The 10,698-nt window shown below is 65.2% G+C and carries 8 protein-coding genes; all 8 read left to right on the top strand.

From position 1 onward, the window contains the following. Positions 1-2,019 (top strand): transglutaminase family protein (locus tag Q0L57_RS30045; protein ID WP_296746718.1); only part of this gene is annotated, 2,019 nt, incomplete at its 5' end. 6 nt (positions 2,020-2,025) lie between these two features. Next, positions 2,026-4,437 (top strand): circularly permuted type 2 ATP-grasp protein, encoded by a 2,412-nt coding sequence (locus Q0L57_RS30040; RefSeq protein ID WP_296746717.1) that lies wholly within the window; start codon positions 2,026-2,028, stop codon positions 4,435-4,437. Between the two features lie 6 nt (positions 4,438-4,443). Further along, complete coding sequence (locus Q0L57_RS30035; RefSeq protein ID WP_296746716.1) at positions 4,444-5,319, top strand: transglutaminase family protein; 876 nt, start codon at positions 4,444-4,446, stop codon at positions 5,317-5,319. A gap of 279 nt (positions 5,320-5,598) precedes the next feature. Continuing rightward, positions 5,599-6,528, top strand: coding sequence for a glycosyltransferase family A protein (locus Q0L57_RS30030; protein WP_296746715.1), 930 nt, complete (start codon positions 5,599-5,601; stop codon positions 6,526-6,528). A gap of 105 nt (positions 6,529-6,633) precedes the next feature. Continuing rightward, a complete protein-coding gene (locus tag Q0L57_RS30025) occupies positions 6,634-7,725 on the top strand; it encodes a DNA topoisomerase IB (protein ID WP_296746714.1) in 1,092 nt (363 codons plus the stop codon). 106 nt (positions 7,726-7,831) lie between these two features. Continuing rightward, entirely contained in the window at positions 7,832-8,206 is a 375-nt protein-coding gene (locus tag Q0L57_RS30020) for a YciI family protein (protein WP_296746713.1), read from the top strand. Beyond that, positions 8,203-9,477, top strand: coding sequence for an RNA polymerase sigma factor (locus tag Q0L57_RS30015; RefSeq protein ID WP_296746712.1), 1,275 nt, complete (start codon positions 8,203-8,205; stop codon positions 9,475-9,477). The genes Q0L57_RS30020 and Q0L57_RS30015 overlap by 4 nt, the downstream gene beginning before the upstream one ends. Positions 9,478-9,662: 185 nt before the next feature. After that, positions 9,663-10,698, top strand: a 1,036-nt coding sequence (locus Q0L57_RS30010; protein ID WP_296746711.1) for an aldehyde dehydrogenase family protein, incomplete at its 3' end; no start/stop codon positions are given.

Below are 10,698 nucleotides of genomic sequence, written 5' to 3'. Positions count from 1 at the left end.
GAAGCCTATGAGGATCCGGCCGAATGGCTGCTCAAGGAAGGCAAGCTGCCGGACAATGTCGATCCCTCCAATTCGAAGCTGGAAGACCCGGAAGAGCGCAGCCGCATGGCGCGCGTCTTCGAGCGCGGACTGACCAAGCCGTCGGGATACGTGCTGCCCGTACAGCGTTGGAACAGCCAGGCCGCGGGGCAGCGCTGGCGTTCCGAGAAATGGAAGACGCGGCGCGGGCGCCTGTTCCTGGTGCCTGGGGATTCCCCGGTCGGCTACCGCTTGCCGCTGGGGACGCTTCCCTATGTCCCGCCTGCGCAATTTCCATACATCGTTCCGGTGGATCCATCCGTGCCGCGCGGTCCGCTGCCGGCGCGTGCCGAAATCCTGGCCGAGGCGACGGAGCCCGGTGGCGCCGACGAGATGGCGCGGCGGCAGGCGGAAGCCTCCTTCACGGCTGCAACCGCCCAGCAGGATCGTGTCGAACAGCAACTGACCGAGATTGGCGGCGCGGTGCGCACGGCGCTCACCGTCGAGCCACGCAACGGGCGGCTCTGCGTGTTCATGCCGCCGGTCGAGGCGCTGGAGGACTATCTCGAACTGGTGGCGGCGGCCGAAAACGCCGCGAAGGCCGTCGGCCTGCCGGTGCATATCGAAGGCTACAGCCCGCCGCAGGATCCGCGCCTCAACGTCATCCGAGTCGCGCCCGACCCGGGCGTCATCGAGGTGAACATCCATCCCGCCGCCAACTGGCAGGACTGCGTCGCCACGACGACCGCGATTTACGAAGAAGCGCGGCAGTCACGGCTCGGCACCGACAAATTCATGATCGATGGCCGCCACACCGGCACGGGCGGCGGCAACCATGTCGTGGTGGGCGGCGCGACGCCCAACGACAGCCCGTTTCTGCGCCGGCCGGACCTGCTTAAGAGCCTGGTGCTGCAATGGCAGCGGCACCCGTCGCTGTCCTACCTGTTTTCCGGCCTGTTCATAGGTCCGACCAGCCAGGCGCCACGTTTCGACGAGGCGCGCCACGATTCCCTCTACGAACTCGAGATCGCGATGGCGCAGGTGCCGCATCCGGACAAAGGCGAGGCGCCCTTGCCCTGGCTGGTCGACCGGCTGTTCCGCAATCTCCTGACTGACGTCACAGGCAACACGCATCGATCCGAGATATGTATCGACAAGCTCTTCTCGCCGGATGGCCCGACCGGCCGGCTCGGGTTGGTCGAGTTCCGCGGTTTCGAGATGCCGCCCAATGCGCGCATGTCGCTTGCCCAGCAGCTTCTGGTGCGAGCCATCATTGCCCGCGCCTGGATGAACCCGCTCGACGGCCGCTTCGTGCGCTGGGGCACGTCGCTGCACGACCGCTTCATGCTGCCGCACCATGTCTGGGCCGATTTCGTCGACGTGCTGGAGGATCTGAAGCTCAACGGTTTCGACTTCCGCCCCGAATGGTTCGCCGCGCAGCTCGAATTCCGTTTCCCGTTCTGCGGCGAGGTCCAGCATGCCGGCGTCAAGCTGGAGTTGAGACAGGCGCTGGAGCCCTGGCACGTGATGGGCGAGCAGGGCGCCATCGGGGGCACGGTCCGCTTTGTGGATTCTTCGGTGGAGCGGCTGCAGGTGAGAACCGAAGGACTGAACCCCGAGCGTCACGCGGTCGTCTGCAATGGCCGTATCGTGCCGATGAAGGTGACCGACAGCAGGGAGGTCGCCGTGGCGGGCGTGCGCTTCAAGGCCTGGCAGCCGGCATCGGGCCTGCATCCGGCGCTGCCGGTCAACACGCCGCTGGTGTTCGACATTTATGACCGCTGGTCGGGCCGCTCGGTCGGCGGCTGCGTCTACCATGTGGCACATCCGGGTGGGCGCAATTACGACACCTTCCCGGTCAACGGTAATGAGGCCGAGGCGCGGCGGCTTGCCCGTTTCGAGCCGCGCGGCCATACCCCTGGAAGCTATGTGCTGCGCGAAGAACAAGTCTCTGAAGAGTTCCCCATGACCCTTGACCTGAGGCGACCAGCGAGACTCTGATCGACAATGGCCAAGGGGAATCAGAAACGGGCGAGCGGAAGGTCGCGGGCGCGTAGCCTGCTGTCGCACTACCGGCCGATCGAGGGCGTCGTCGACGAGATGGTCGACGCCGAAGGCAATCCGCGCCCGGCCTGGCGGTCCTTCATCGAGGCGCTGGACGAACTGGGCGCGGAGAAACTCGGGCAGCGCTTCACACGCGCCGACCAGTATCTGCGCGACGCCGGTGTCTACTACCGCGTCTATGACAGGGCGGGCGCCAATGAGCGCGAATGGCCGCTGGCGCATGTGCCGCTGCTGATCGACGAGAACGAATGGGCCGAGATCAGCGCCGGGCTCGTGCAGCGCGCCGACCTGTTCGAGGCGATCCTCGCCGACATCTACGGACCGAACCGGCTGATCGAGAAGGGCATCCTGCCGGCCGGATTGATCGCGGCGAGCCCCGAATATCTGCGTCCGGTGGTTGGAGTGCGACCAGCCAGCGGTCATTTCCTGCATTTCTGCGCTTTCGAGCTCGGCCGTGGTCCGGACGGGGGCTGGTGGGTTCTGGGCGACCGCACGCAGGCGCCGTCGGGCGCCGGCTTCGCGCTGGAAAACCGCGTCGCCACCACCCGCGCGCTGTCCGACATCTATGGCGAGATGCATGTGCACCGGCTGGCAGGCTTCTTCCGCCGTTTCCGCGATGCACTGAACGGTATGGCGAAGGACTCCGGCGGTCGCGTCGCCATCCTGACGCCGGGGCCACTCAATGAGACCTATTACGAGCACGCCTATATCGCCCGCTACCTCGGCATCATGCTGCTCGAAGGGGAGGACCTGACGGTGTCGGGCGGCCGGCTGATGGTGCGCACCGTTTCCGGCCTGATGCCGCTCGGGGTGCTTTGGCGGCGGCTCGATGCGGCCTTCGCCGATCCGCTGGAGCTCAAGCCAGATTCGCAGATCGGCACGCCCGGACTGGTCGAAGCGATCCGGCGCGGCACGGTCTCGGCCGTCAATGCGCTGGGCTCGGGCCTGATGGAGACGCGCGCGCTGCTCTCCTTCCTGCCGAGGATCGCGCGGGAATTGCAGGGCGAGGATCTCAAGCTGCCGAATGTCGCCACCTGGTGGTGCGGCCAGGAGGCCGAACGCGATCATGTGCTCGCCAATATCGACCGCATGGTCGTCGGTCCGGCGCTGTCGACGCGGCTCGCCTTTGAGGACGATGGCGCGACCCGCCTCGGCTCGTCGCTGTCCGACGCCGAGCATGCGGAACTCGTCGCGCGCATCGAGGCGGATGGCGCCGGCTTTGTCGGCCAGGAGGCGGTGACGCTTTCGACCACGCCTGTCTTTGTCGACGGCGTGCTGGAGCCGCGACCCGCCAGCCTGCGTGTCTATCTAGCGCGCACTGCCGGCGGCTGGGCGGTGATGCCCGGCGGCTTTGCCCGCGTCGGCTTCTCCCTCGACCCGACAGCGATCGCCATGCAGCGCGGCGGCCAGGCGGCGGACGTCTGGGTGGTCAGCGACCGGCCGGTAGAACGCGAGACGCTCCTGCCGCAGGAGCATGACGATTTCACCCGCACCATGCCGGGCAGCCTGCCGAGCCGCGCGGCCGAAAACCTGACCTGGCTCGGGCGCTACATAGAGCGTTCGGAAGACACTGTGCGCGTGCTGCGCGCCTATCATGTGCGCCTCGCCGAGACGTCCGACCCGGATATGCCGCTGCTTGCCGACATCAGAGATCATCTCGAACCGTTCGGGATCGACGTCGAATCCGCGATCCCGATGGGGTTGATCGGGACGCTGGACAGCGCCGTCTATAGCGCCGGCCAGATCCGCGACCGCTTCTCGCCGGACGGCTGGCTGGCGCTGAAGGATCTGTCGAAGACGATCCATCAATTTGCCGACACGGTCGCGCCCGGCGACGACGCGACGCGGGCGATGACCGTGATGCTGCGCAAGCTTGCCGGTTTCTCCGGCCTGCTGCACGAGAACATGTACCGCTTCACCGGTTGGCGTTTCCTGGAGATCGGCCGCAGGCTGGAACGCGGCATCCAGACCGCGCGCACGCTTTCGCGGCTCACGAAGGACGGGGCGCCGGAAGGCGCGCTCGACATGATGCTGGAGATTGGCGACAGCGTCATGACCCATCGGCGCCAGTATCCGGTGCAGGCCGGACGCCGCACCGTGATCGACCTCCTGGCGCTTGATCCGCTCAATCCGCGCTCCATCCTGTTCCAGCTCGAACGGTTGAGGGCCGAAATCGGCATGCTGCCTTCCATCGGCGGCGAGGGACACATGTCGCCCGCCGCCAAGGAGATCCTGCAACTCAACACGGCGATCGCGGTCATGGAGCCCGCAGACATGACCGTGAAGGTGCTCGACGATCTCGCCGGCCAGATCGGCGATCTCTATAACAGCCTCGCCAAGGCCTATTTCGGGTAGGTGGCGATGCTTTATGACATCAGGCTCCAACTGCATTACGACTATGCTGCCGCGGCCGGGGGCGGCCGGCACCAGGTGCGGGTGTTGCCGCAGACGCTTAACGGCGTGCAGCGGGTGATTGCCGCCTCGCTGTCCTTCGCGCCGACCCCGGCCGAGCGAGCGGATTTTTCGGACTTCTTCGGCAACAACGTCACCTCCATCGCCTTTCGCGACGCACACGATGCGCTCGATGTCAGGATGAGCGCGCGCGTATCGGTCTCCCGGCCGGAACCCGGCCTCGACGTATCGCCAGACATTCACGGCCTGAGGGCTGAACTCGATGCGGTACGTTCGTTGTCGCCTGGAGCGCCGCATCATTTCGCTGCCGCGAGCGACCACGCCGGCATCGACGCGGCCATCACGGCCTATGCCCGGGAGAGCCTGGCGGGCTCGGCGGTCGCTACGGCGATCGACCTCTGCAATCGCATTCACCGCGATTTCACCTATGACGGCAAAGCGACCACCGTGCAGACGCGCGCCGATGACGCCTTTGTCCTGAAACGCGGGGTCTGTCAGGACTTCTCGCACATCATGATCGCGGGCTTGCGCGGCCTGGGCATCCCGGCCGGTTATGTCAGCGGTTTCCTGCGCACCATCCCGCCGAAAGGAAAGCCGCGCCTCGAAGGCGCGGACGCCATGCATGCCTGGGTCAAGGTCTGGTGCGGGCGCGATGCCGGCTGGCAGGAGTTCGACCCGACCAACGGCATGCGGGCCAGCAATGACCACATCACCGTCGGCTATGGCCGCGACTATTCCGACGTCGCGCCGATCGTTGGCGTCCTGAAAACCACAGGCGGCCAGGTCGGCGAGCAGGCGGTCGACGTCATCCCGGTCGCGGCCTAGAGAGTTGATCGTTTCATGGGCATGACGAACGGCTCTGCCTCCGCGTTTCGACGCAATTCCGAACGAAAAATCGGTCCATATTTTTCCGAGAACTGCTTCAGTGCGCGCCGCGCCGAAACGATGATGCGCTAAATCTTTGTTTTTGCTGGGTTCATTCTTGCCAGAAGCGACGTACATGTTTCACGGCATACATTAGATGCTTCTCAAAATCGGGTAGGACCGGTATCGTGAACGGGGGGCTAGATACCGGCGCATCGCGGCGGCGACTCGGAGACCGGCTTGCAAGCAGTCAGCGTCATCATTCCGGCCCACAATGCGGCAGCAACTATCGCCCGCACCTTGGCTTCGCTTGCGTCGGAAGCCGCGGCCATCGGCGAGATTCTGCTGGTCGACGATTCCTCTTCCGACAACACCGCCACGGTCGCGATCGAAGCCGCCAGGCGGCTGGCGCTTCCGCTCCGCGTCATCAAGTCGAACTGCCGCGACGCCGGTGGCTCGCGCAACCTCGCCCTGGCCGAGGCAGGCTTTCCCTGGATCTACATGATCGACGCCGACGACTTGCATCTGCAGGGCGGGCTGCGGGCATTGCTTTCCAGGAGCCAATCGGGCGCCGACATGGTGGTTGGCGCGTACCGCAGGCGGACCGATGGCGAGGACCGGCAGATCAAGACGCCGGTCGGCTATACCGCCGACCGCCTGGCCAATGCCTCGGCCTATCTGGAAGGCAGGGCACGTTCGATTGCAGTCGGCAGCGTGCTCGTATCACGTAACGCGATCGGCGATACACGGTTTCCGATAGGGCTCGCTTACGACGAGGATACGCTGTTCTGGGCGCAGATACTGAGCAGGGTGTCGCTCGTGCTAGAACTCCGGCCGGTCATGATCTATCTGGTGTCGTCGGAGCGGTCCGATGATCGTTTCACGGTCAAGCCAGTCCGGCGCTTTCTCCAATGGCGCCTGGCGTTGCGCAAGCTGGCCAGATGCGGCATTCCCAAATCGACGCTGAAGGCCCGGGAAGGGGTTGTCGCCCTCAAGATCGCGCGCGTCCACTACGCGCGCGGCGATTTGGAGACGGCGGCGAAGTTCCTGGCTGTGGCCCGGGCCGCGCCGAAGGTTCCCATGGATGCCTGGCGTTGCCTGCGCTACCGGTTGAAGATCGCGGCGCGGCGCCGCAGGTCGACTTTATCGGTCCAACTGCAACGTGCCTGACCCTTCCGGGGCGCAAACTCCGACGCGAGTCCTGGCCGATAACCCGTCGCGCGGAACCAGTGCCAGGCCGGCGGCTTATCTACGGACCAGTTCCGTGGAGCCATCATGCTGCAGAAATCGCCATCGTCCCCGGATTGTTTGCCCGGCGAGGAGGGGACGCGGAAGGACGGTGCGCAAGATTCGGCCGATCGTGCCTCGCTGAGCTATGTCAGCGATACCGATCCCGGCATTCGCAGGTTGAGAAAAGGCAAGGGATTTTCGTATGTCGGCCCGGGCAGGCAGTCGGTGAGGGCGCAAACGCTTGCCCGCATCAAGGCGATCGTCATCCCGCCGGCCTGGACCGATGTGTGGATATCGCCCGATCCGTTCGGCCATATCCAGGCGACAGGCCGGGATCAGCGCGGACGCAAGCAGTATCGCTATCATCCGCATTGGACCGAGGAGCGCGACGGCGCGAAATACTCCAGCCTCGTCGCTTTCGCCGAAGGTCTGCCTGGTCTCCGCCGCCAGATCGATGCCGATCTGCGTCGCCACGGCCTGCCTCTGGAGCGCGTGGTCGCATCGGTGGTCTGGCTGCTGGATAACACGATGATCCGCGTCGGCAATGCCGCCTACGCCCGGGACAACAAGAGTTTCGGACTGACCACTCTGCGCGACCGTCATGTCCAGATAGAGGGCTCCAGCCTGCGGTTCGCCTTCAAGGGAAAGTCTGGCAAGGAATGGAAGCTAAGGCTGGTCGACCCGCGCATCGCCAGGATCGTGCGCGGTTCCCAGGACCTCCCCGGGCAGAAGCTGTTCCAGTATCTGGGCGAAGACGGCAATCGGCGACCGGTTCGCTCCGAGGACGTGAACCAATACATTCGCGAGAGGTTGGGGGCGGAATTCAGCTCCAAGCATTTTCGCACCTGGGGCGGCACCATCCACGCAGCATCGCTGCTCGCGCAGACGCAACTGCCTGAAAGCAAGGCTGAGCAAAGGCACGCGATAAACAGCATAGTCGACAAGGTGGCCGGGCGGCTCGGCAACACGCGCGCCGTCTGCCGAAAATGCTACATCCACCCTTTGGTCTTCGAAGCCTGGTCCAAGGGGGGACTGCCTGAAGAAATGGCCGAAGCCAACAGGCGAAAACGGATGATCCCCGGCCTCGATGAGGAAGAAACGCTGGTGCTCAGATGGCTGCGGGCCCACGGTGCCTGAGGGCTGGCCGTAAAAGAGAGCCAGCCCGTGATCGGCCGATTTTTTTATCGACCTCATGTCGGGAAGGGTCCTACTGTCGCGTCCTTTGATACGGAAAGGACCGACCATGCTCTACGCCATCCTCTGCTACGCTTCCGAAGACGTCGTCTGCTCTTGGAGCAAGGAGCAGGACGAAGAAGTCATGGAGAAGCTCCTCAACGTGCAGGAAAAATACGCCAAGGCCGGTCGGCTCGGACCGGTGGCGCGGCTTTTGCCCACCACCGCGGCGACTACGTTGCGGAAGGTCAAGGGCGAAGCGATCGTGCTCGATGGTCCGTTCGCCGAAACCAAGGAACAGTTTCTGGGCTTCTATACGCTCGAATGCCGCGATCTCGACGAGGCTGTCGCCTTCGCCCGCGAGCTCTCCGAGGTCAATCCGAGCGGCGGCTCCTACGAAATAAGGCCGGTTTCGGTCTTCAATCCCACCAAGGTCGCCGTATGACAGAATTTGCCTGGATAAGCACCGCGATCGGCAACGCCCGTCCGCAGGCGATGGGCGCGCTGCTGCGCTACTTCCGCGACCTCGATGCCGCGGAAGAGGCTTTCCAGGACGCATGCCTGAGGGCGTTGAAGAACTGGCCGAAGAATGGGCCGCCGCGCGACCCGGCGGCCTGGCTGATCTTTGTCGGCCGCAATTCCGGCATCGACGCGGTGCGCAAGCGCGCCAAGCAGGCACCGATGCCGGAAGAGGAGCATATCTCCGACCTGGAAGACGCCGAGAGCGACATCGCCGAGCGGCTGGACGGCGCTCACTACCGCGACGACATTCTGCGGCTGCTGTTCATCTGCTGCCATCCGGACCTGCCGGCAACGCAGCAGATCGCCGTGGCGCTGCGCATCGTCTCCGGCCTCACCGTCAAGCAGATCGCGCGCGCCTTCCTGGTCGGCGAAAGCGCCATGGAGCAGCGCATCACCCGGGCCAAGGCGCGCATCGCGGACGCCGGCGTGCCGTTCGAAACGCCTGGCCCGGTCGAACGTTCGGAGCGGCTCGCCGCGGTTGCCGCAATGGTCTACCTCATCTTCAATGAGGGTTACTCTACCAATAGCGGCGAGGCGCCGGCACGCGCCCCGCTTTGCGATGAGGCGATCCGGCTGGCGCGCCTGCTGCTCAGGCTCTTCCAGGCGGAGCCGGAGATCATGGGTCTCACCGCGCTGCTCCTGCTGCAGCATGCGCGGGCGCCGGCAAGGTTCGACGAAAATGGCGAGATCATCCTGCTCGAAGACCAGGACCGCAGCCTGTGGAGCCGCAAGATGATCGACGAGGGGCTCGCGCTGGTCGACAAGGCGCTGCGCCACCGCAAGCCCGGCCCCTACCAGGTCCAGGCGGCGATCGCGGCCCTGCATGCTCGGGCGGCGAAGCCGGAGGATACCGACTGGACCGAGATCGACCTGCTTTACGGCCTGCTTGAACAGATGCAGCCCTCGCCGGTGGTGACGCTCAACCGCGCTGTAGCGGTCAGCAAGGTGCGCGGCCCGGAGGCGGCGCTCGCCATGATCGAGCCGCTGGAGGACAGGTTGTCGGGCTATTTCCACTTCTTCGGCCTGAGGGGCGGCCTGTTGATGCAACTCGGCCGCAACGAGGAGGCGCGCGTCGCCTTCGACCGCGCCATCGCGCTCGCCAACACCGCAGCCGAAGCAGCGCATATCCGCATGCATATCGACCGGCTGATCAAGGAAAGCACCGAGAAGCCGACGGTTCACAAGGCCCGCTGATCAAAAGTTCCGCCGCGTGGCCCAATCCTGCAATTTCGCCTTGGACCATGCCGGGGTGGCGGTTTTCCCCTGAAACGAGTAATGCCACGCCATGAAAGCGCCCGCCATGCCCGATGGCATGGACAGAGCGTGGCGCAAGGTTTTGACCCTCGCCATATGAATGGCGGGATCTGAAAGGGACAGACATGACGTTAGCGAAGGAAACGGCCTCACTTCTGGAGAAACTCGGCGTTGCCAAGGACGCTCTTTCCGGTGGCGACCTGATCGTGCGCAGCCCGGTAACGGGCGAGCAGATCGCGGCGCTGAAGTCGATTTCGGCGGCCGATGCCGGCAAGGCCATCGATGCTGCGCACAAGGCCTTCCAGACCTGGCGGCTGGTACCGGGACCGAAGCGCGGCGAGTTGGTGCGCCTGCTTGGCGAAGAACTGCGCGCGCATAAGGCTGAGCTCGGCCGCCTGGTGTCGATCGAGGTCGGCAAGATCCCGTCCGAGGGTCTCGGCGAAGTGCAGGAAATGATCGACATCTGCGATTTCGCCGTTGGCCTTTCCCGCCAGCTTTACGGTCTGACAATCGCCACCGAGCGTCCGGGCCACCGCATGATGGAAACCTGGCATCCGCTCGGCGTCGTCGGCGTCATCTCGGCCTTCAACTTCCCGGTCGCGGTGTGGTCGTGGAACGCGGCGCTCGCCCTGGTCTGCGGTGATACGGTGGTGTGGAAGCCGTCCGAAAAGACGCCGCTCACCGCGCTCGCCTGCGAAGCGATCTTCAAGCGCGCAGCCAAGCGTTTCGGCGCCGAAGCACCGCACGGCCTGCTCGAAGTGCTGATCGGCGACCGCGCCGTCGGCGAGGTGATGGTCGACCATCCGAAGGTGCCGCTGGTCTCGGCCACCGGCTCGACCCGCATGGGTCGCGAGGTCGGCCCGCGGCTCGCCAAGCGCTTCGCCCGCGCGGTGCTTGAGCTCGGCGGCAACAATGCCGGCATCGTTTGCCCGACCGCCGATCTCGACATGGCGCTGCGCGCGATTGCCTTCGGCGCCATGGGCACCGCTGGCCAGCGCTGCACGACGCTGAGGCGCCTGTTCGTCCATGAAAGCGTTTACGACGCCTTGCTGCCGCGCCTGAAGAAGGCCTACCAGACCGTCTCGGTCGGTAATCCGCTGGAAGGCAAGGCGCTGGTCGGTCCGCTGATCGACAAGGGCGCGTTCGACAACATGCAGAAGG

The organism is Mesorhizobium sp., from assembly GCF_024509055.1.
GTDB lineage: Bacteria > Pseudomonadota > Alphaproteobacteria > Rhizobiales > Rhizobiaceae > Mesorhizobium.
This window is presented reverse-complemented; position numbering and strand designations above follow the sequence as displayed.

Bases quoted from the DNA above. Each gene is read 5' to 3' on its own strand.
- Q0L57_RS30035 (WP_296746716.1), top strand. From the start codon at position 4,444: ATGCTTTATGACATCAGGCTCCAACTGCATTACGACTATGCTGCCGCG.
- Q0L57_RS30025 (WP_296746714.1), top strand. From the start codon at position 6,634: ATGCTGCAGAAATCGCCATCGTCCCCGGATTGTTTGCCCGGCGAGGAG.
- Q0L57_RS30040 (WP_296746717.1), top strand. From the start codon at position 2,026: ATGGCCAAGGGGAATCAGAAACGGGCGAGCGGAAGGTCGCGGGCGCGT.
- Q0L57_RS30015 (WP_296746712.1), top strand. From the start codon at position 8,203: ATGACAGAATTTGCCTGGATAAGCACCGCGATCGGCAACGCCCGTCCG.
- Q0L57_RS30020 (WP_296746713.1), top strand. From the start codon at position 7,832: ATGCTCTACGCCATCCTCTGCTACGCTTCCGAAGACGTCGTCTGCTCT.